This is a genomic window from Lapillicoccus jejuensis, from assembly GCF_006715055.1.
Lineage (GTDB): Bacteria > Actinomycetota > Actinomycetes > Actinomycetales > Dermatophilaceae > Lapillicoccus > Lapillicoccus jejuensis.
On record NZ_VFMN01000001.1, the window covers coordinates 889,414 to 910,115 of the forward strand.

15 protein-coding genes are annotated in these 20,702 nt (G+C 76.3%); 5 read left to right on the plus strand and 10 right to left on the minus strand.

What is annotated here, in order from left to right:
• Window position 1 precedes the first annotated feature (1 nt).
• The 4 genes from FB458_RS04295 to FB458_RS04315 form a co-directional block, all read right to left on the minus strand.
• Window positions 2-952: a 4Fe-4S dicluster domain-containing protein gene (locus FB458_RS04295; RefSeq protein WP_141847073.1), complete on the minus strand. Its 951-nt coding sequence runs from the start codon at window positions 950-952 to the stop codon at window positions 2-4.
• Window positions 949-4,323 (minus strand): formate dehydrogenase, encoded by a 3,375-nt coding sequence (gene fdh, locus FB458_RS04300; protein WP_211355920.1) that lies wholly within the window; start codon window positions 4,321-4,323, stop codon window positions 949-951. Before fdh ends, FB458_RS04295 begins: the two co-directional genes overlap by 4 nt.
• Before the next feature lie 143 nt (window positions 4,324-4,466).
• Window positions 4,467-6,440 (minus strand): cytochrome P450 family protein, encoded by a 1,974-nt coding sequence (locus FB458_RS04310; RefSeq protein WP_141847077.1) that lies wholly within the window; start codon window positions 6,438-6,440, stop codon window positions 4,467-4,469.
• A gap of 50 nt (window positions 6,441-6,490) precedes the next feature.
• The gene (locus FB458_RS04315) at window positions 6,491-8,185 is read right to left on the minus strand and encodes a CYTH and CHAD domain-containing protein (RefSeq protein ID WP_170185561.1); all 1,695 of its coding nucleotides are present in this window, start codon (window positions 8,183-8,185) and stop codon (window positions 6,491-6,493) included.
• A gap of 158 nt (window positions 8,186-8,343) precedes the next feature.
• Between FB458_RS04315 and FB458_RS04320 the strand changes: the two genes are divergently transcribed.
• Together FB458_RS04320 and FB458_RS04325 are read left to right on the plus strand one after the other, a co-directional pair.
• Entirely contained in the window at window positions 8,344-9,447 is a 1,104-nt protein-coding gene (locus tag FB458_RS04320) for a glycosyltransferase (protein ID WP_141847081.1), read from the plus strand.
• Window positions 9,444-10,358 carry a glycosyltransferase family 2 protein gene (locus tag FB458_RS04325; protein ID WP_141847083.1) on the plus strand — a complete coding sequence of 305 codons (915 nt, stop codon included), beginning with the start codon at window positions 9,444-9,446 and terminating at the stop codon, window positions 10,356-10,358. Before FB458_RS04320 ends, FB458_RS04325 begins: the two co-directional genes overlap by 4 nt.
• Here the strand turns inward: FB458_RS04325 and FB458_RS04330 are convergent.
• On the minus strand, window positions 10,288-11,436 hold the full coding sequence (locus FB458_RS04330) for a glycosyltransferase (protein ID WP_141847085.1): 1,149 nt from the start codon (window positions 11,434-11,436) through the stop codon (window positions 10,288-10,290). The two genes, FB458_RS04325 and FB458_RS04330, sit on opposite strands and share 71 nt — an antisense overlap.
• A 68-nt stretch (window positions 11,437-11,504) precedes the next feature.
• Between FB458_RS04330 and FB458_RS04335 the strand changes: the two genes are divergently transcribed.
• A complete protein-coding gene (locus FB458_RS04335; RefSeq protein WP_141847087.1) occupies window positions 11,505-12,566 on the plus strand; it encodes a hypothetical protein in 1,062 nt (353 codons plus the stop codon).
• Entirely contained in the window at window positions 12,563-14,989 is a 2,427-nt protein-coding gene (locus FB458_RS04340; protein ID WP_141847089.1) for a glycosyltransferase, read from the plus strand. The genes FB458_RS04335 and FB458_RS04340 overlap by 4 nt, the downstream gene beginning before the upstream one ends.
• Here FB458_RS04340 and FB458_RS04345 read toward each other — a convergent pair.
• Entirely contained in the window at window positions 14,959-15,486 is a 528-nt protein-coding gene (locus FB458_RS04345; protein ID WP_246061479.1) for a class I SAM-dependent methyltransferase, read from the minus strand. The two genes, FB458_RS04340 and FB458_RS04345, sit on opposite strands and share 31 nt — an antisense overlap.
• 383 nt (window positions 15,487-15,869) lie before the next feature.
• Between FB458_RS04345 and FB458_RS04350 the strand changes: the two genes are divergently transcribed.
• A complete protein-coding gene (locus tag FB458_RS04350; protein WP_141847093.1) occupies window positions 15,870-17,675 on the plus strand; it encodes a glycoside hydrolase family 15 protein in 1,806 nt (601 codons plus the stop codon).
• Between the two features lies 1 nt (window position 17,676).
• Here the strand turns inward: FB458_RS04350 and FB458_RS04355 are convergent, their stop codons facing one another.
• The 4 genes from FB458_RS04355 to FB458_RS04370 form a co-directional block, all read right to left on the minus strand.
• Complete coding sequence (locus FB458_RS04355) at window positions 17,677-18,384, minus strand: hypothetical protein (protein WP_141847095.1); 708 nt, start codon at window positions 18,382-18,384, stop codon at window positions 17,677-17,679.
• A 23-nt stretch (window positions 18,385-18,407) separates the two neighbouring features.
• On the minus strand, window positions 18,408-19,001 hold the full coding sequence (locus FB458_RS04360) for a hemerythrin domain-containing protein (protein ID WP_141847097.1): 594 nt from the start codon (window positions 18,999-19,001) through the stop codon (window positions 18,408-18,410).
• Between the two features lie 38 nt (window positions 19,002-19,039).
• Window positions 19,040-19,534: a DUF4383 domain-containing protein gene (locus FB458_RS04365; protein WP_141847099.1), complete on the minus strand. Its 495-nt coding sequence runs from the start codon at window positions 19,532-19,534 to the stop codon at window positions 19,040-19,042.
• A 106-nt stretch (window positions 19,535-19,640) separates the two neighbouring features.
• Complete coding sequence (locus tag FB458_RS04370; RefSeq protein ID WP_211355921.1) at window positions 19,641-20,618, minus strand: TIGR03557 family F420-dependent LLM class oxidoreductase; 978 nt, start codon at window positions 20,616-20,618, stop codon at window positions 19,641-19,643.
• Window positions 20,619-20,702 lie beyond the last annotated feature (84 nt).

Below are 20,702 nucleotides of genomic sequence, written 5' to 3' on the forward strand. Positions count from 1 at the left end.
CTCATCGCCGCCGGCCCAGGAACGACGCGGCGGCCCCGGCGAGCAGCGCGAGCGCGGCCAGCCCGGCCCGCCCGGCCATCGCCGGCAGGTCGCGGGTCGTGACGACCGGGTCCGGCGGCAGGCCGTAGACCTCGGGGTCGTCGAGCAGCAGGAAGAACGCGCCGGCGCCGCCGACCCCGTCCTGCGGGTCGGCGCCGTACAGCCGCGCGTCCGTGACGCCCTGCTCGTGCAGCGTCGCCACCCGCGCGGCGGCCCGCTCGCGCAGCTCGTCGACGTCGCCGAACTGGATCGACTGGGTCGGGCACGCCTGCGCGCAGGCCGGCGTCGCCCCCGCGCCGATCCGGTCGTAGCACAGGGTGCACTTCTGGGCGATCCCGACGTTCTTCAGGCCCTTCGGTCCGGTCCGGCGCTCGATGACGCCGTACGGGCAGGCGGGGACGCAGTAGCCGCAGCCGTTGCAGATGTCGTCCTGGACGACGACGGTGCCGAACTCGGTGCGGAAGAGCGACCCGGTCGGGCAGACGTCGAGGCAGGCCGCGTGGGTGCAGTGCTTGCAGACGTCGGAGGACATCAGCCAGCGGAAGTCCTCGCGCTCCGTGGTCGGCGCGGCCGCGTCGTCGGCGCCGGCGTCGCGCAGCGTCGGCATCCCCAGCGCGACGGGCTCGCGGACGAGCCCGGCCTCCTGCTTCCCGGCGCTGCGGGCCGGCTGCTCGACGAAGGCGACGTGCCGCCAGGTGCTCGCGCCGAGCCCACCGGTGTTGTCGTAGGACTGACCGAGCAGCGACAACCCGTCCTCGGGGACGCCGTTCCACTCCTTGCACGCGACCTCGCAGGCCTTGCAGCCGATGCAGATCGTCGTGTCGGTGAAGAACCCCTTGCGCGGCTGGGCCTGCCAGCCCGCGTCCGGTCCGGGGTCGCTCGGTCCCGACAGCTGGTCGGCCAGGCTCGTCATGCGGGTCCTCCACCCTCGTGCACCCCGTGCTGGACGTCGGGACGGGCCGGCGTGCGTTGCTCGTTGCCCGTCTCGACGGTGATGCCCGCCCGCCGCTGGTAGGCGGCGACGTAGTCCAGCAGGGCCGGACCCGTGGGCCGGCGACCGGGCTGGATGTCGCACGAGGCGACCTTCGACTCCTGGATGTGGACGTTGGCGTCCAGCGTCACCCCGAAGAGGTCGTTGGCCGAGTCGCCCGAGACGAGGGCGCCCTCGCCGCCGACGCCCCAGTGGTAGGGCAGCCCGACCTGGTGCACCGTGCGCCCGCCGACGGTCAGCGCGCTCATCCGGTCGGTGACGAGCACGCGCGCCTCGATGGCCGTGCGGGCCGAGACGATGGTCGCCCACCCGAGGTGCTCCAACCCGCGCTCGCGCGCCAGCTCCGGGGAGACCTCGCAGAAGAACTCCGGCTGGAGCTCGGACAGGTAGGGCAGCCACCGGCTCATCCCGCCCGCCGTGTGGTGCTCGGTGAGCCGGTACGTCGTGAAGACGTAGGGGAAGACGTCGGCGTGCGGCTCGGTGCCGGACGGGTTCTGCAGGTTGTCCGTCCGCTTGAAGACCTGCCGCGTCGGGTTCGACTGCTGGGAGTACAGCGGGTTGGCGACCGGGGACTCCTGCGGCTCGTAGTGCGCCGGCAGCGGCCCGTCGAGCAGCCCGCTCGGGGCGAAGAGCCACGCCTTGCCGTCGGCCTGCATGATGAACGGGTCGTCGCCGGCCAACCCCTCGGGGCCGCCCTGCCCCTCCCGCGGCCGGTACGACGGCGCCTTGTCGAGGACGAAGTCGGGCACGTCGTGGCCGGTCCAGGTCCCCTTCTCCTCGTCCCACCACACGTAGGCCTTGCGCTCGCTCCACGGCCGGCCCTGCGGGTCGGCGGAGGCGCGGTTGTACAGGATGCGCCGGTTGGCCGGCCAGGCCCAGCCCCACTCGGGGGCGACCCACGACTGCTCGCTGCCGGGCTTGCGACGGGCCGCCTGGTTGACCTCGTCCGCGTAGACGCCGGTGTAGATCCAGCAGCCGCCGGCGGTGCTCCCGTCGGCCTTCATGTCGGTGTACGACGCCAGCGCCCGCCCGGCCTTCTCGCCGGTCAGGTGCGTGCCGTTGACCTCGCGCAGGACGGCGTCGGCGGACGGGTCTCCGTGCTCGTCGACGGGGTAGTCCCAGGTGAGGTCGAGGACGGCGCGGTCGCGCTCCAGCTCGGAGCCGGCCAGCCGCTCACGGATCTTCCGCCCCAGCGTGTAGAAGAAGTGCAGCTCGCTGCGGGCGTCGTCCGGCGGCTCGATCGCCTTGTGGTGCCACTGAAGCATCCGCTGGGTCTGGGTGAACGAGCCGTCCTTCTCGACGTGCGAGGCGGCCGGCATGAAGAAGACCTCGGTGCCGATGTCCTCGGTGACCATCTCCCCGGTGGCGATCTCGGGACCGTCCTTCCAGAAGGTCGCCGACTCGATGAGCGCGAGGTCGCGCACGACGAGCCACTTCAGCTGCGCCATCGCCAGGCGCTGCATGCGCCCGTGGGCCGAGCCGACGGCCGGGTTCTGGCCGAAGATCATGTAGCCCTCGACCTTCCCGGCGAGCATGTCCATGACGGTCTGGTAGGTGCCGTGGTCACCGGTCAGCCGCGGGAGGTAGCCGAAGCCCCACTCGTTGTCGGCGGTGGCGTGATCGCCGTACCAGGACTTGAGCAGGCTGACCGTGTAGGCGTCGGCGGAGGTCCAGAAGCCCTTCTGGTACGGGCTGCTGATCGTCTCCAGGTAGGCGTCGAGGTCGTCGTGCTCCCCCGCCTTGGGCATCGGCAGGTAGCCCGGGAGCAGGTTGAACAGCGTCGGGATGTCGGTCGAGCCCTGGATGCTCGCGTGGCCGCGCAGCGCGAGGATCCCGCCGCCCGGGCGGCCCATGTTGCCCAGGAGCAGCTGGATGATCGCCGAGCCGCGGATGTACTGCACGCCGACCGAGTGGTGGGTCCAGCCGACCGAGTAGACCCACGCGGTCGTGCGGTCGCGCCCGCTGTTGGCCGTCACGGCCTCGCAGACCTCGAGGAAGAGGTCCTCGGGGACGCCGCAGATGTCGGCGACGACCTCGGGCGTGTAGCGGGCGTAGTGCCGCTTGAGCACCTGGAAGACGCAGTGCGGGTCCTGCAGCGTGTCGTCGCGCTTGGTGCGGCCGTGCTCGAGGCTCGTGCCGTGCCCGCCGAGCTCGTGGCCCGCCGCCCGGTCGGACTGCGACCCCTCGTGCTCGTCGCCGGACTGCTGGCCGCCCCCGCCGCCCTTCTTCGCCTCGTCCGGCTCGCGGCTGGACCCGGCCGCGGCGAACTCCGCGTCGTCGGCGCCGTCGTACCCCCACGTCGTCGTGTCGTAGGTGCCCGTCTGCGGGTCGTAGCCGGAGAAGACGCCGTCGAGGTCGTCGGTGTCCTGGAAGTCCTCGCGCAGGATCGAGGCCGCGTTGGTGTAGGCGACGACGTACTCCCGGAAGTACTTCTCGTTCTGGAGGATGTAGTTGACGATGCCGCCGAGGAAGGCGATGTCACTGCCCGCGCGCAGCGGCACGTGCGTGTCCGCCACGGCCGAGGTGCGGGTGAAGCGCGGGTCGATGTGGATGACCTTGGCGCCGCGCGCCTTGGCCTCCATGACCCACTGGAACCCCACCGGGTGGCACTCGGCCATGTTGGAGCCCTGGATGACGATGCAGTCGGACTTCTCCAGGTCCTGCACGAAACCGGTGGCGCCGCCCCGGCCGAACGAGGCCCCCAGACTGGGGACCGTGGCGCTGTGTCAAATACGCGCCTGGTTCTCGATCTGGATGGCGCCGAGCGCGGTGTAGAGCTTCTTGATGAGGTAGTTCTCCTCGTTGTCGAGGGTCGCTCCTCCCAGCCCGGCGAAGCCGCGGGTACGGCGCAGCGGTCGCCCGTGCTCGTCGCGGTCCTCCCAGGTGCGCGCGCGGGTCTCGACGACGCGGTCGGCGATCATGTCGGTCGCCGTCTCCAGGTCGAGGCTCTCCCAGCGGGTGCCGTGCGGCCGCCGGTAGAGCACGGTCGTCTGGCGGCCCGCGCTGTTGACCAGCTGCTCGCTCGCCGACCCCTTGGGGCACAGACGACCTCGCGAGATCGGCGAGTCGGGGTCCCCCTCGATGTGGGTGACCCGCCCGTCCTGCACGTAGACCTTCTGGCCGCAGCCGACGGCGCAGTAGGGGCAGACGCTCTTGACCACGGAGTCGGCGTCCTGCGTGCGCGGGCGCTCGGCGCTCGTCGTGGCGGAGCGGACGGCGGCGCCGCGCCCGAGGGGGTCGCCGCCGGTCAGCTGGCGCACCACCGGCCAGGAGAGGAAGGTCCTGCCTGCCACGCGTCCTCCTTGCTCCGGCCGGCCGCCCCGGGACGGGGCGGCGGCGGTCCGTCCGTTGCCGCGGCCAACCTACCCCGCACCTCGCGGGGTCACACCTGCGCCGCCCGGCTCCCAGGCGGTTCCCAGGTCCGGTGCGCGCCCGGTCAGGACGTCGCCGGTGGTGCGGGACGCACCCAGGTCGCCCGGATCCGCGCCCGGGCGGAGCCGGACAGCTCGCCGTACCGCTGGAGACCGGTCGTGGCCGGCGGGACCTGGGCGAGCGCCTCGACGAGGACGGTGCGACCGGCGGCGTCGAGGTGCGGCAGCAGGGCGGGCAGCTCGACGTCGCTCTGCGCCCGGAAGTGCGACTCGGCCGTCTCGGCGACCAGACCCGCCTGGACGAGGTCGACGCCGTCCGTGGGGCTGACCGTCTGCAGCTGCTCGGTCTGCTGCTGCAGCAGCGCGCACTCGGTCAGGCTCGCCTCGACGGCGCGGCGGGCGGCCTCGTCGCCGGTGACGAGCGGGAACAGCTCGTGGTGCAGCGCGTCGTGGACGGCGAGCAGCCACAGCGCGGGCCCGAGCGGGTCGGTGGGCGCCGGGTCGCGCTGCAGCCGGTCGAGGGCGTCGAGGACGCGACGGTGGTCGAGCGCCACCGCGTCGAGGACGGCCGCGTCGTCGGGTGCTCCTCCGCGCCGCGGGTCGGGGTGCCGGTCCACGTGCGGGTCCGTGCGGTGGTCGTGACGGGGGTCGGGCTGCGGGGGCGGCACGGTCTCCTCCGGGAGGGTCGTGGCGGCGACGCCGGTCGGCGCCACCGTGTCGAACTGGGGGTCCAGCTGGGGGTCGGGGTCGGCGGCGGTCTCCCGCAGCGGTCGGCGCACCCGCAGCCGGGGGCCGTTGCGCGGGCGGGTGGGCATGGTCCGCAGCCCGTAGCCGGCGGGGCCGTCGAGGTCGGCCTCCAGGTCGGCCAGCGTGCGGAGCGCGTCGGCGAGCAGCAGCACGGTGACCGGCTCCCCGGGGCAGCGGTGCCCGTGGGCCGGGTCGCCGCCCCCCTGGGGCACGAGGTCGAAGGGACCGGGCGCCTGCTCGCGGAAGCGGTCGGGGTCGAGCACGCCGGGGCGCGGGTAGCGACCGGGCAGGTGGTCGGTCCCGTATACGTCGAGCACCAGCCGCTCCCCCCGGTGCAGCGTCGGGCCGTCGGGGCCGAGCCGTACGTCGCGCCGGGCGATCGCGGCGAGCGCCGGGACGAAGGGGCAGAGCCGGCGCAGCTCGTGGGCGAGGGCGACCCGGTCGGCGTCGGTGCCCGTGGCGGTCGCCAGCCGGGGCCGCAGGTCCCGGTGCTCGGCCAGGGCCTGTGCCGCGAACGCGACGAACCAGGCGACGGCCACGGTCGGGCGCACGAGGTTGAGCAGCTCGACGCCGGCCGTGCGCACGTCGAGCCGCCGGCCCCGCTCGTCGCGCGCGACGGCCAGCCGGCGCACCGGCGTCAGCGGGGCGTCGTCGGGCAGGGTGCGCGCCGCGAGGATGCTGCGGCGCGCCCACACCTCGCTGCGCCGACGGGCGAGGCGGCGGCGCAGGGCCTGCCGCGGCCCGAGCGAGCCGAACCCGTCGACGATGCCGGCCAGGTCGCGCGACCAGGCGTCGACGTCGTCGGGGCGCACGCTCGACCCGCACCACTCCAGTGCCCCGCGCCCCAACGCGGTGACCGCCTCCGTGAACACGTCGTGCCGGGAACCGGCTTCCCAGGACGAGACCGTGCGGCGCCACGCGTCGGCGGTCCGCTGCGCGAGCGCCGCGACGGAGGAGTGGTCGAGCACCTCGAGGAACACCGCCTTGCGGAAGCGGTGCGGGTCGCCGTCGAGGCCGTGCACGGCCCCGCGTCCGAAGAGCGGGTGCGCGACGACGGCCGGTACGGCGCCCGTGCGGGCGAAGCGCTCGGTGTCGTAGAAGGTCCGGGCGCCGTCCGCGCCACGGACGACCGCGGCCGGCCTGCCGAGGAACCGCACCGGCAGCGCCGTCGCGTCCGGCTCGTGCCGCCACGCCGACGCCATCCCCTCGTAGCCACGGAGGGCGAGGAGGAGGGCGAGGTCGGTGCGCAGGGCGCGGTCGGTCGCGCGGGCGGCACGGGTCGTCAGCGACATCGCCGCCCGCTACCCGGGGGCCGCGGCGGCAAACGCCGCCGGCGCTCCCCTCAGGTGCCGAGCAGCCGCTTCGGGTGACGGGGCAGGCGCCGGCGCGCGACGTCGTACGCCGCCACGGCGTCCCGGGCGGCGACGCGCTGCTCGCCGTCGAGCCGACCGAGGAGGAAGCCGGCCCGGGCCGCCGCGCCGGGGGCCGCGAGCCTCGGGGAGCGCGGTACGGCGGCCAGCAGGTCGCGCACGGCGGCCCGCGCGACGACGGCGTCCTGGTGCTCGCCCAGGGCCTCCTGCACCGCACGCGCCCGACGGGACAGCCGCGCCGCCCGGCCGCCGAGGACGGGGCGGGCCGCGTCGGCGGCGTAGCGCAGCCGCTTGGCCTTCTTGCGCGCCTCGTGCAGGGCGGTGTCGCGCCCCGCACCCGGCGCCGTCGCCCCGGCCGCGTCGACGGCCCGGCCCAGCCGCCGCACGTCGCGCCGGACGAGCCGGGCGACCTCGTGGCGGACCGCCGCCGCGTCGTCGTCCTCGGGACGGGGCGGCACGGCGAGCTCGTCGAGGGCTGCGAGCAGAGCGCGGTAGCGGGCGGAGGCCAGGGCGCGGTCGACCCGGCGCGCCGCGACGGCGCGTCGCTCGCCCAGGACGTCGTCGACGAGCCCGGTGACGGCGAGGACGACCGGCCTCGGGTCGCCACCCTCGTCGGTCCCCGCCCGCAGGTCGGCGTGCAGCCGGGTCCGCAGCACCTCGGCGTCGCGGAGCGCCCCGAGCTCGGCGCCGAGCCAGCGCAGCTCGGCGCCGACGTGGGCGAGGGGGCCGTGCGGGTCGTCGTGGCGGCCGGGATCGAGGGCGGCGCCGTACGTGCGCAGGAGCGAGCGCAGCCGGCGCACCGTCGTGCGGAACCGGTGGACCGAGGGACCGTCGGGCCGCTCACGGACGGCGGGGTCGGCCGTCCGCCAGCGCAGGTCCTCGGCCCGCAGCCGCTCGACGAGGTCGCCGACCCGCAGCGCGGCCAGCTCGTGCGCGGAGCGCGGACGGCCCGTCCACGGCTGCGGCAGCGGCAGGTCGCCGACGGCCCGCCGCAGCTTCGACGTCGTCGGCGAGTCCGTGGCGCCGGCCCCGCGGAGCGCGGCGACGAGCGCGTCGAGACGCGCGCCGTCCTCGTCGGCCGCACCCTCCCCGGGCCCGCCCTCCGCGAGCTCGACCTCCCACTCGCGCCAGGTGACGACCTCGGGGTCGTCGCCGTGCCGGGCCCGCTCGCGGTGCGCCGTCACCGTGTCGTCGGTGAGGGTGGCCCACCGGCGACCGGTCTCGTCGAGCAGCGGCACCGCGACCCGGTGCGTGTCGAGCACGGCGACCGGGCCGAGCGGCTCGTCGAGCACGAGCGCGGTGACGAGCCGCCGCAGCCCGCGCGGGACGGCCTGCGAGCGCGCCGCGACGGGTTCGTGGTGCTCGTCGCGGCTCACCAGGCCGTGCGCGCCCCCGCCCCCACCCGCACCGCCGGGCCGGGCGCCGGAGGAGGGGACCTTGAGGTGCCAGCCGGCGTCGTCGCCGCCGGTGCGGCGGCGCAGCGTCAGGCCGCGCCGCAGCAGCGCCCAGGTCGGCGAGTCGACGTACGTCGCGTGCAGGTCGTGGACGCGGACGCCCCCGCGCCGGGTCCCCCGGACGGCGTCGAGGTCCGGCAGTACCACCCCGTCGGGCACGGCCAGGGTCAGCTCGCGCTCCAGGATCGCGGTCGGTCGGGCGGCACGGCTCACGGGTCCTCCTCCTCGCCGGCGCCGCGCGTCGCGGCGCCGTGCAGGACGTCGTACCCCCGGCGGCGACCCCGCCACCCCCCGTCCGCTCCCCGCGCCGCCGGACGGGGTGTGCGGGCGGCCGGACCGGGTAGAAGATCGGGGCTGTGCCGGCTGAACCCGTGGTGCCCCGAGACCGACCGGGCCCCAGCGCGCCCGAGGGCGGCCCCCGCGGCGTCGTCGGGTGGTACGCCCACCACGCGGGGTCGGGTCACGTCACCCGGGCCCTCGCCGTCGCCGCCCACACCCGGCACGAGGTCGTCGTCCTCGGCAGCGCCCGTCGCCCGAGCAGCTGGCCGGCTGAGCGGTGGGTCGCGCTGCCGGACGACGCCGCCCCGCTGGGCGCCGACCCCACGGCCGGGGGCGCGCTGCACTGGGCGCCCACGGGCCACCCCGGCTTCACGGCCCGGATGCGCCGCTTCGCCGACTGGGTGGTGCGCGTCCGCCCGGTCGCGCTCGTCGTCGACGTGTCCGTCGAGGTCGCCCTGCTCGGGCGGCTGCTCGGGGTCCCCGTCGTCGTCACGGTCATGGCCGGCGACCGCTCCGACCGCGCCCACCGGCTGGGGTACGACGCCGCCACCGCCCTCGTCGCCGCCTGGCCGGCGGCCGTCGGGCCCGCACCGGTGCGCGGCTGGCGGCCGGAGTGGACACCGCGCACGCACTTCACCGGGGCCCTGTCCCGGCTCGACGACGTCCGGCCCGGTCCGCCGCCTCGCGCGGCGCACGGCGGCGCGCGCACCGCGCTGCGGCTCGGTGGCGCCGGTGCGGGGGGCTGGTGGGCCCACGAGCCCGCCCCGGTCGACGGCTGGCGGTGGACCCGGCCCGCCGGCGACGACCCGCGCTCCGTCGCCGACGCGCTCGCCGCCGCCGACGTCGTCGTCCTGCACGGCGGGCAGAACGCGCTCGCCGAGGTCGCCGCGACCCGGCGCCCGGCCGTCGTCGTGCCCGACGCGCGCCCGCACGACGAGCAGCGCGCGCTCGCCGACGCCGTCGCCGGGCTCGGGGCGGCCACGGTGCTCGACGACCCGTGGGCGGCCGGGCCGGCGGGCTGGGCGGCCGCTCTCGACGACGCCCACCGGCGCGGCGGCGAGGGCTGGGCGGCCTGGTCCGACCGGCGGGGCGCGCGGCGCTACGCCGCCGTCGTCGACGCGGTCGCCGACCAGGGCGCCGACGAGGGCGCGACCTCGGCGTCGCCGACCCTGCTCGAGGAGCCCGAGGCCTCGTGACCGTCGCCGTCCTCGTGCCGGTCCACGGCCGGCACGCCCACCTGCGCGGGGTGCTCGCGCGGTTGCCCGACCAGGTCCGCACTCCCGACCTCGTCGTCGTCGCGGCCATGGGCGACCCCGAGGTCGCGGGCGTCGTCGCCGAGGTGGCGGCGGGGCCGGCCTGGCGGGCGGCCATGCCGACCGTCGTCCCCGAGGTCCTCGACGTCCCCGTCGACGCCCGCGGCCTGCCGCTGGCCCGGGCCCGCAACACCCTCGCCGCGCACGCGATCGGGCGCGGCGCCGACGTGCTCGTGCTGCTCGACGTCGACTGCCTGCCCTCCCCCGCCCTCGTGGCGTCGTACGCCGACGCGGTGGCCGGGCTGCGCGCCGAGCGCGGCGACCGGCCGGTCGTCGCCGCCGGCCCCGTGCACTACCTGCCCCCCGCCCCGCCCGGTGGGTACGCCGACGCGGACCTCGCCGCGTCGTCGCCCCACCCCGCGCGCCCGGTGCCGTCCGGCACCCGGGCGCAGGCGGACGACCTCATGCTGCTGTGGTCGCTGTCGCTCGCCGTCGACGCGAGCTCCTGGCGCGCCGTCGGCGGGTTCGACGAGGCCTACGTCGGCTACGGCGGCGAGGACACCGACTGGGCCATGCGACTCGACCGCGCCGGAGGCGAGCTGTGGTGGGTCCGCGACGCCGTCGCCTTCCACCAGCACCACCCGGTCGAGTCACCGCCGGTGCGGCACGTCGACGCGATCGTGCGCAACGCCAACGTGTTCCACGACCGCTGGGGCTTCTTCCCGATGGGCGGCTGGCTCGAGGCCTTCGCCGAGGCGGGGCTCGCCGAGCTCGACGAGCCCGTCACGCCGTCAGGTGGTCCTCCGCGGTGGCGCCGGCGAGGATCCGGCGGTACAGGTCGACGTACGCCATGACGGTCCGCTCGATCGACAGGTGCCGGACGGCGTGCCGACGCACCGTGTGCCGGTCCAGCCGCACGACCCGCGGGACCGCCGCCGCCATCGCCGCGACGTCGTCGGGCGCGACGAGCTCGCCGACGTCCGGGTCGTGCAGCGCCTCGGCGATCCCGCCGCGGCGGAAGGCGATGACCGGCGTGCCGCAGGCCATCGCCTCGGCGACGACGAGCCCGTACGGCTCGTCCCACTGCGGCGTGACCAGCGCCGCCGCGGACCGGCCGACGACCCGCGCCAGCTGCGCCCGGGTGAGGTGACCCAGGTGCAGGACGTCGGGACCCAGGTGCGGCGCGATCGTCGCGGCGAAGTAGTCGCGGTCGTGGACGGGGCCGGCGAGGACGAGCGGCAGCCCGGCGCGGCGGGCCGCCTCGATGGCCAGGTGCGGCGCCTTCTCCGGCACGATCCGCCCCGACCAGACCAGCTGCCGTCCGCCGGGGCCGGGCTGCCAGGTGTGCGTGTCGACGCCGTTGGGCACGACGTGCAGGACCTCCGGGGGCAGGGGCCACTCGGCGGCGATGAAGCCGCTGACCGCGGCGAAGGCGCCGACCCGCCCGGGGGCGGCGTGCACGGCCGACTCCAGCCACGGGGTCGGCGGCGTGTGCAGGGTGGTGAGCATCGGCACCGGCAGCGTCGGGGCCATGGCGAGGGGCAGGTAGTGCAGGGAGTGGTTGTGCACGAGGTCGAACGAGCGTCCCATCGGGCCGCCGAGGGCGAGCAGGAGACGCAGGTGACGGTGGTGCTCGGTGAGGAACCCGGCCTCGGGCATGGAGACGTCCCGGCTGGCCGCGGCGCTCGGCGTCCAGTCCTCGCCCGCGAAGCCGTAGTCCGGGTGCGCCCCGTCGGAGCCGTCGGCGGCGAAGAGGGTCACGTCGTGCCCGTCGTCGCGCAGCCCGCGCACGAGGTGCCAGACCAGCGACTCCAGGCCACCGGCGAACGGCTCCCGCAGCGGGTGTCTCGAGGGTCCGATGACCGCCAGGCGCAACGGGGACCGGCCCCATCGCCGCCCGGGCACGGTCTCGGCCGGGGTGACGCGACTCATGGGCGCCCCCCTACCCTCTCTCGGCCCGGACATGCAGGGACCTCCTGCCCCAGCGGCGGGAGGTCCTCGTGAGCACGTTACCGGCAGGAGGGGCCGCCGGTCCGGTGCGGTTGCTCAGCATCCCCGCGCGGCACCCGTACGTCGACGCGGTGCGCCCCGTCGACGCGCTCGCCGTCCGTCCGCGCCGCACGACGGGGTGGGAGCCGGACCCGGCGCTCGAGCCGGACGGTGTCGGGGGCGAGGACGGGTGGGGCGCCTTGACCGACGTCGTGCACCTGCACTTCGGCTACGACCACTGCGACGCCGCCACCCTGCGGGCGTGGACGGACGCCGTCCACCGCGCCGGCGTCGCGCTCGTGGTCACCGTCCACGACCTGCGCAACCCGCACCACGACGAACCGGCCGCGCACGACGCGGCGCTCGGTGTGCTCGTGCCCGCCGCGGACGCCGTGCTCACCCTCACCCCGGGGGCGGCCGCCGAGATCCGGGCCCGGTTCGGCCGCGAGGCGACCGTGGTGCCGCACCCGGCGCTGGCCGACCCGCGCCGCACCGAGCACGTGCTCACCGAGGTGGGACTGGTCCTCGTCCCGCTGAAGTCGTTGCGGCGCAACGTCGCCGACCCGGTCGAGGTGCTCGAGGCGGTCGCCGCGGGGGCGGCCCGCAGCGGGGGGCGGGTGCGCGCCGACCTCCACCCGGGCGTCGAGCGCGACCCCCGGCTGCAGGGGCTGGCCGACCTCGTCCGCCGCGCCCCGGTGGACGTCGTGCGCCACGAGCGCTACGACGACGACCGGCTCGAGGCGGTGGTGCGCCGGGCCCACGCGACGGTGCTGCCCTACCGCTGGGGCACCCACTCCGGGTGGCTCGAGCTGGCCCGGGACCTCGGGACCCGCGTCGTCGCTCCGAGCGGCGGCCACCACCGGGACCAGTCCCCCGACGTCCTCACCTACCGCTACGACGAGGCGCACGGCCTCGACGCGGGCTCGCTCGCCGACGCGGTCGCGCTGGCCTGCGCGCAGCCGCCGCCCCCACCGCTGGACCCGGCGTGGCGCGACGAGCAGCGCGAGTGGCTGCGCGACCAGCACGCCCGCCTCTACACGAGGGCGCGGGCCGCGGCCCGGGGCGCCCGGTGACGGGCACCGGCGGGCCGCGCGTCGTCCACCTCGTCGTGGGCCCCGAGCGGCACGGCGTGGTCCGGCACGGCCTGCTCGTCGCGCGCACCCTCGGTCACGAGGTCGTCCGGGCCGAGCCCGGTGAGGACCTCCCGGTCCGCGCCGGCACCGACGTCCTGCACGTGCCGGTCACCGACCGGCTCTTCGCCCCCACCGCCGAGGCCAGCGCCGACGAGCTCGAGCGGCTCGTCGCCCCGTGGCTCGCGGCCGGGGCGGCGCTCTCGGTGACGCTGCACGACCTGCCCGACGTCGGCGCCTCGCCCCTGGACGACCGGCGGGCCGCGGCGTACCGGCGGGTGCTGCGCGGGGCCCGCGGCGTCGTCGTCAACAGCCTGCGCGAGCTCGAGCTCGTGGCCCCGCTCCTGCCCGAGGACGGGGTGGCGAGCCTGCGCGGCCTCCCCCTGCCCCTCGTCCCGACCGAGGCGGACCACGACGACGGCCCGTCCGATCTCCCGCAACCTTCATCGCAGGAATGGTCTCGCAGCGTCGTCGTCCTCGGCTTCGTGTTCCCCGACCGCGGCTACGAGCACGCGCTGCGTGAGCTCCCGCCCGACACCGGTCTCGTCGCCGCCGGCGGTGCGGCGGCCGGGCACGAGGACCTGCCGGGGCGGCTCGCCGCCGAGGCGTCCGCCGCCGGGCGCCGGTTCTCGACCACCGGCTACCTGCCGGGGGCCGCTCTGCCCGGCGTCCTCGACGCCGCCGGGGTCCCGCTCGCCCCGAACCGGCGGGTCGGCGCGTCGGCCTCGGTGCTCAGCTGGGTGGCGCGCGGTCGCCGCCCACTGGTGCCGGCGTCGCCGTACGGGCTCGAGCTGGCGGCCCGGATGCCCGGCGCCGTGCGGCTCTACGACCCCGACGAGCCCGGCGCGCTGCGGCGGGCGGTGGCGCAGGCCCTCGAGGACCCGTCGCTCACCCGGGTCGCCTCGCTCGAGGGGGTCCCGACGCTGGACGAGGTGCGGACCGGGTACGACGAGCACCTGCGCACCGTCGCGCCGTCCCGCCCGCACCCCGTCGGCGGGGGCCGGTGGTGGGTCCCCGGCAACCGGTGGGACCTGCTGCACGACGTCCGACCGGTGCGGCCGCCGTCGGTGAGCGTCGTCGTGCCGCACTACGGCCCGGACGGGCCGGGGGGCACCGCGCAGCGACGGCTCGACCTCGTCCTCGGCGCGCTCGCCGGGCAGGACCACGACGGCCCGCTCGAGGTCGTCGTCGCCGACGACGGCTCGCCCGTCGCCCCGGGCACCGGTGCCGCCGGCGACCTGCCGGTCACCGTCGTGCGCCAGGAGCGGGACGGCTTCCGGGCCGCGGCCGCGCGCAACCTCGGCGTCGCGGCGAGCAGCGGCGAGGTGCTGCTCCTGCTCGACGGCGACACCGTCCCCGAGCCGGGGTACGTCGCCGCGCTGTCCCGGCTGCCGGCGCTGCTGCCCGACGCGCTCGTCGTCGGCCGGCGCCGGCACGCGGACCTCACGGGGTGGACACCGGACGCGGTGGCGGCGTGGTTCGCCGGCGCCGGCTCGCCTCCTGAGGAGCTCGAGGAGCCGGGCTGGCTGCGCGACGCCTACGCCGACTCCGGCGACCTGCTCCGCGTCGACGCCCGCAGCTACCGGCACGTCATCTCCGCCGTCCTCGGGCTCCCCCGGTCGCTGTGGGACGAGCTCGGCGGGTTCGACCCGACGTTCCGCGCCTACGGCGGCGAGGACTGGGAGCTCGCGCACCGCGCCGCCTGCGCGGGGGCCGTCCTCGCGCACGTGCGCGACGCGGTCGCCTGGCACGACGGCCCCGACTGGGGCGTGCGCGAGGAGGGGGACGAGGCCCTCGCGACGAAGAACGCCGAGGTCCTCGCGCTCAGCGCCCGGCTGCCCGACCCCGTCTCGCGCGGGGGCGGGTCGTGGGACCGGCCGTGGGCGGTCGTGGTGCTGCGCTTCGCCGACCCGGTCGCCGTGCAGGCCACCGCCCGCGCCCTGCTCATGACCGGCGTCGACGCCGGCGTGTGGGTGCAGCACCCCGACGCGTCGCAGGTCGTGCCGTCCCTGGGCGACCGCCGGGTCCTTGCCGGGGCACCGCCCGCGGACGTCCTGGCGAGCGCCGTCGCGGTGCTCGAGCTCGACCGACCGGCCGTGCTGGGTGACCTGGTGACGATCGAGGACCTGGTCGGCGAGGCCGTCCGGCTCGGGGTGGTCGGGCTACCCGCCGGGCGGGTGGTCGCGTCCTGGGCCCGCGCGCGTGCCGAGCGGCTGCGCCGGTCCGACGCCGTCGGGGGGACGTCCGCGGGCGTCGCCCTGGCCGGGGTGTCCCGGCGGGCCGACCGGGCCCGGCCGCTGCCGCTGCGCGACCTCGACCTGGCCCGGGTGCTCGCTCAGGCCGGGCGGTCGGTCCGGCGCTCGTAGACCCCGACCTCGGTGCCGAGCCACCACTCGCCGATGCCGTCGAAGGCCGCGAGGACCCCGTCGTGGTCCCAGTCGTCGACGACGTGGTGCTCGTGCGGGTTGCCCTCGATCGAGCCCTGCGGGTAGTGCACGACGGGGATCGACAGGTAGACGGCGTGGGCCGCCGCGGCCGCCGCCCGGGCCCACAGGTCGAGGGCCTCCTCGCGGGTCATGTGCTCGGCGACGTCGCCGAGGACGACGACGTCGGCGGCCGGCAGGTCGACCTCACGGGCGTCGCCGACGACCACCTCGTCGTAGTACTCGTGCAGCCGGTACGTCGCGACGTACGGCTCCCAGATCTCGAGGCCGGTCAGCCGCGACACCTGCGGGCCGGCCAGCAGCTTCGCGTAGGTGCCGACCCCGGGACCGATGTCGAGGACCGAGAGCGGGGCACCGACCTCGGCGGCCAGCGCGTGGACCCGGTCACGGGTCCAGTCCTTGCCCTCGGCGGACGACATCGGCACGGGCGGCTCCGTTCAGGAGGACGGACGGGAATGGGGTTGTGGTGGGAGGCCCGGGCCGCGGCCCGTCGGCCGGTGGTGCGGTGGGGGCCTCCCACCCCGCGAGGAGCGCTCCGGACTCGAACCGGCACGCCTTGCCGCCGTACTCCTCGCGCGGGATCCCTGCGGCTTCGCGACGCTCGTACCCGCAGGGTGGCCGTCCCATTCCCGCCACCCCGCGCGCTCCGCGTGACCCCCGTCACCCTCTTCGGGACCACTTCTTGCTGCCGATGTGCCCGTCCGCGACCCCGGGACGGCCGATCCGGGCACATCCGGAGCAAGAAGTCGTCCTGTCGTGCCGGAGCGGGGTGGGGGGAGGGCGCTCGGGGTAAGCGCGGGAGGTGCCCGAGCGCCCGAGCCCCCGCCCCGAGCCCGTCCGCGACGAGGACGGGTACGCCGACCTCGCGTCGTACGCCGCCATCGGCGACGGGCGCACCGTGGCCCTCGTCGCCCGCGACGGCCGCGTCGACTGGCTGCCCGTCCCGGAGCTGGACTCCCCACCGCTGTTCGCGGCGCTGCTCGACGCGCCGCACGGCGGGGTGGTCGAGCTGGCGCCGGACGAGCCGTTCACGGTGGAGCGGGAGTACGTGCTGGGCACCAACGTCCTCGCGACGACCTTCACGACCGCCTCGGGCTCGGTGCGGGTGACCGACTCGCTCGACACCGGGGTCGCCGGCCGTCTGCCGTGGCTCGAGCTGTCGCGCCGGATCGACGGGCTGACCGGGTCGGTGCGGCTGACCGGCCGCATCGCCCCCGGCACGTGCTTCGCCACCCTCTCGCCGTGGGCGCACGGCACCGTCCACGGCACGGTGCTGCGGGCGGGCGACGTCACCCTCGCCCCGCGCACCCTCGGCGACGCGGGCGTCGAGCTCGGGCCGGCCGACGTCACCGTCGCCTACACCACGCGCCCGGGCTCCCGTCACCTGCTCGGCCTCGTCGCCACCCGCGACGAGCCGCTCCTGCTCCCCCGCCCCGAGGACATGGACGCGTCCGTGGACCGCACCGTCGCCGCGTGGCGGCAGTGGACCGACGCGGTGGCGTACGACGGCCCGTGGCGCGAGCAGGTGACCCGCAGCGCCCTGCTGCTCAAGCTGCTCATCTACGCGCCGTCAGGAGCGGTGGCCGCCGCGGCGACGACGTCGCTCCCGGAGACGACGGACGGCGAGGGGGCCTGGGACTACCGCTACGCCTGGGTCCGCGACGTCGCCTACAGCCTCACCGCGCTCTTCCGGTTCGGGGTCCGCGAGGAGACGCACGCGGCGATCACGTGGATGCTGCGCACCATCGGCGTCGACGGCGACCCGGCCGTCGTCTACCGGCTCGACGGGCGGCCGACCGACCGCACCGAGCACGTCCTGCACGCGCCGGGGTGGCGCGGCGCCCGGGTCGTCGCCGGCAACCGGGCGGCCTCGCAGCTGCAGCTCGGCGTCTTCGGAGACGTCTTCAGCATCGTCCAGCTCTACGTCGACCACGGCAACGTCCTCGACGACCGCACAGGCCGGGCGCTCACGGGGATCGCCGACCGCGCGGCGGACCTGTGGCGGCAGCCGGACAGCGGCATGTGGGAGCTGACCGAGCTGCGGCACTACACGACGTCCAAGCTCGGCTGCTGGCAGGCGCTCACGCAGGCCGCCCACCTCGCCGACCAGGGGCAGCTGACCGGGGACGCGCGGCGGTGGCGCCACGAGGCCGACGCGATCCGCGCCTGGGTCGACGAGCACTGCTGGGACGAGGAGCAGGGCGCCTACACCTGGTACCCCGGAACGGACGGTCTCGACGCGTCCATCGTCCTGCACGCCATCAGCGGCTTCGACCGCGGCCCGCGGATGTCCTCGACCCTCGACGCCCTTCGGAGCCGCCTCGGCGCCGGCCCGCACCTCTACCGCACCAGCGACCACGTCGGCGTCGAGGGCGCGTTCGTCGCCTGCGGCTTCTGGACCGTGTCGGCCCTCGCCCTGTGCGGGCGGCTGGACGAGGCCGAGGCCCTCATGGAGGACCTGCTGGCGGTCTGCCCCAACGACGTGGGAGTGCTCGCCGAGATGGTCGACCCCGACACGGGTGCCTTCCTGGGCAACCTCCCGCAGGGCCTGAGCCACCTCGCCCTCGTCCAGGCCGCGCTGACCGTCGACGACGCCCGGCGCGGCTGAGTCAGCCGCCGCTCCCGCCGGCGAGGCCGCCGACCGCTCGCGCGACGACGACCAGCGACGTGAGCAGGGCCGCGGAGGCCTCGGTGCCCATGAGCACCTTGGCCCGGGACGTGAGGGGCATCGTGTCGGTGGGGCTGAAGGCGCTGGAGTTCGTCAGCGAGACGTAGAGGTAGTCGACGAACACCGGCACCCAGCCCGCGTGGCGGCTCGACCCGCGCGAGACCTCGTCGACCGTGTCGTCGTCCTCGTCCTGGGAGAAGCGGAAGTCGGCGGCGGGCAACTGGGAGCGGGGCCGCTCGCGGCGGGACACCGGTCCGCCCCGGTCGAGCTCCCAGTATAGCAGCGCGAACCCGACGACGTTCGTCGCCCACACCTGCAGAGCGGCGACGAGCAGTGACGAACCGGGCGTGCTCTCCCGCGAGGCCTCACCGACGAGGAGCCCGAGGGACACGAGGTTGGTGACGACCATGACCACGGCCAGCGCCATCGCGGCCCACCGGGACCACCGGGTCTCGCGGACCAGCCGCACCGGGTTGGTGACGACGAGGGCGACGAGGAGCGCGGCCTCGACCGCCGGGACGACGTACCGGGGGCCGACGACCAGGCTGCTCGGCAGCAGGGCGTAGAGCAGGCCCGCGGCGCCGACCGCCACCGCCGGGGGAAGGCGGTGCTCGCCCTCCCCCGTACGCCGTCCCTGCGTCCCTCCCACGGATCGGCGGCGACGGTGGCCCGTCAGCCGGTGACCTTCCGGATCGCGTCACGGGTCCGGTCGACGAGCGAGGCGACCGGTCCGACCGCCCACTGCGCGACGGGCGAGCCGGCGACCGAGGGGTGCGGGCGCGTGGGCGCGATGGCCTCGGCCGCCGTGAGGCGCTGCCCCAGTCGGCGCCGCTCCTCGGGGTCGTGGTGCGCGAGGACGATCGGCAGCTCGTCGCGCTCCTCGGCGGCCGCGTGCGCGAGGACCATCGCCGTGAAGCCGACCAGCTGCCGCTCGAAGTCCACGGAGTCCAGGTCGAGGTGCTGCAGCTGCGCGAGGACGACGTTCGACTCCTTCTCCTCGGCGTTGCGCGCCGCGGCGACCTCGCGGCCACCGGCCAGCTCGGTCACCGGCCGCAGCACCATCTCCTCCGCCGTCTCGTGGACGGCGAGGAAGGCGCGCAGCTCGTCGAACGCGTGACGCCGTGCCTGGCCGTGGGCCGCCGCCACCACGCCGAGCAGGTCGGTGACCCGGTCGTGCTGCGCCAGCAACAGGGTCACGACGTCGTCGTGAGCGAGGTCGGTGCGGTCCCGCACCGGGGCGGGGACGGCGGCCGGGTCGAGCGTCATGTGGTCTCCTGGGAAGGTTCTCGGTCGTGCGGTCGGGTTCAGCGGGAGGCGGTTCCGAGCTCGGCGTCGGAGCCGCGGGTCCACGTCCTCAGCCCCCAGCCGGCGGCGAGCATGACGATGCCGAGTGCCGCGTGCAGCCAGTTGTCGGCGCCGTTGACGGGCACGACGTCCCCGCTGTGGCCGCCGAGCACGAGCCCGTAGACGAGCAGCAGCAGGTAGATCGCGCCGCCCGCCAGCAGGTAGGTCCGTGACGCCCGCGCCCTCGCGGAGACGGCGATGCCGACCACCCCGAACAGCAGGTGGACGACGTTGTGCAGCACGGACACCTGGAACAGCCCGAGCAGCAGGGCATCGGAGTCGGTGCCGGCCATCTTCAGGTCGCTCGGGGAGAGCAGGCCGGGGACGAAGCCGGCGATGCCGACGAGCAGGAAGACGATGCCGAACACCAGGGCGACGATCGACACCGGGGACCGCGCTGGCCCGCGGACGTCGGTGCCGGTGGTCGGGGGGAGGGCGGGGTCACGGCGCGACATGGTCGGGCCTCTCGGTCGGTGCGCCGCGGGTTCGAGCGCGTCCCCCCGTTGCCCGGTGGGACCGGGACGAAACGGGGGGCCGACCGGGAGGGCGTCGTGACCCCGGTCAGGACGCCGTACGGCGCAGCTGCGGCAGCACCTCGCGCCCGTAGGCCCGGATCATGTCCGCGTAGTGCGGCCCCATGTTCGCGACGTACACCTCGTCGAACCCGGCCTCGAGGAACGGCTGGAAGGCCTCGACGTGGTCGGCCGCGTCGGGCCCCGCGGCGATCGACCCGGCCGTCGCCTCCCGGGTGACGAGCGTCGAGGCCTGCTCGAAGTGCTCGACCGTCGGCAGCACCTGGGCCAGCTCGCCGGGCAGGCCGGCGTTGGGCCAGATCCGGTGCGCCGCGTCGATCCCCTCGTCCCGCGTCGGCGCCCACGCGACCTTGTAGCCCGCCTGGGTCCGCGCCCCGTGCCGGGCCTGCGAGCGGAAACGGTCGAGGAGCTCGCGGTCGGGGGACGTCGTGACGTAGCCGTCGCCGATCCGGGCCGCGAGGTCCACGGCCTTGGGACCGAACCCGGACACGAGGATGTCCGGCGGGGTCTCGGGACGGGTGTAGATCCGCGCGTTCTCGACGGTGTAGTGCCGGCCCCGGTGGCTGACGACCTCGCCGGTCCACAGCGCGCGGATGACCTCGACCGCCTCCTCGAGCATCTCCAGGCGCACCGACGCCTCGGGCCACGGGTCGCCGTGCACGTGCTCGTTGAGCGCCTCGCCGGAGCCGACGCCGAGGGTGAACCGCCCCTCGCCGAGCAGGACCGCGCTGGTCGCCGCCGCCTGGGCGACGATCGCCGGGTGGACCCGGATCGTCGGGCAGGTGACCGCGGTCGACACCGGCAGGTCGCACACCTGGGAGACGGCGCCGATCATCGACCACACGAGGGGGCTCTGGCCCTGGGCCTTGGTCCACGGGTGGAAGTGGTCGCTGATCCACAGCCGGTCGAACCCCGCCTCCTCGGCGAGGCGGGCCTGCTCGAGCAGCTGGTCGGGTGCGTACTCCTCGCACGAGAGGAAGTAGCCGATGTCGGGGACCTGGGGCACGGGGACCTCCGGTGGGTTCGGGCGCCGGGGACGGCGCGGGCGGGGCTCACCGCCGTACCCGGACGCGGGGCCGGCAACCCTTCA

What these genes read in the sequence shown, in the direction of transcription:
- FB458_RS04295 (WP_141847073.1), bottom strand. Translation starts at nt 952, where the DNA reads ATGACGAGCCTGGCCGACCAGCTGTCGGGACCGAGCGACCCCGGACCG.
- FB458_RS04310 (WP_141847077.1), bottom strand. Translation starts at nt 6,440, where the DNA reads ATGTCGCTGACGACCCGTGCCGCCCGCGCGACCGACCGCGCCCTGCGC.
- FB458_RS04330 (WP_141847085.1), bottom strand. Translation starts at nt 11,436, where the DNA reads ATGAGTCGCGTCACCCCGGCCGAGACCGTGCCCGGGCGGCGATGGGGC.
- FB458_RS04345 (WP_246061479.1), bottom strand. Translation starts at nt 15,486, where the DNA reads ATGTCGTCCGCCGAGGGCAAGGACTGGACCCGTGACCGGGTCCACGCG.
- FB458_RS04360 (WP_141847097.1), bottom strand. Translation starts at nt 19,001, where the DNA reads ATGACGCTCGACCCGGCCGCCGTCCCCGCCCCGGTGCGGGACCGCACC.
- FB458_RS04365 (WP_141847099.1), bottom strand. Translation starts at nt 19,534, where the DNA reads ATGTCGCGCCGTGACCCCGCCCTCCCCCCGACCACCGGCACCGACGTC.